A 265-nucleotide genomic window follows, 5' to 3' on the forward strand; every position below is an offset into this window, starting at 1 on the left:
GTCCCACAGGTCTGGACGGTCGATTCGCCCGGCGCGTGGCCCGAACAGCGGACGTTCTACGAGGAGCGCGTCACCTTCGCCTCGTGGTCGCCCGAGCGCCCCGAAGCCGCCTTCGGCATGGACAGAGGCGGCAACGAGCGCGCGCAGTTGTTCCGGCTCGAACCCGACACCGGCGTCATCGAGAACCTGACCGAACACCCCGACGCCAAGCACCGCTGGGGCGGCTGGAGCCACGACGGCGAGCGGTTCGCGTTCACCTCGAACC

1 protein-coding gene is annotated in these 265 nt (G+C 69.8%); it reads left to right on the plus strand.

Features of this window, described 5'->3' with window-relative positions:
• Positions 1-265: S9 family peptidase (locus tag HKX41_11820; GenBank protein NNC24821.1), on the plus strand; the 265-nt coding region annotated here is incomplete at both ends.

The organism is Salifodinibacter halophilus (assembly GCA_012999515.1).
GTDB classification, from domain to species: domain Bacteria; phylum Pseudomonadota; class Gammaproteobacteria; order Nevskiales; family Salinisphaeraceae; genus Salifodinibacter; species Salifodinibacter halophilus.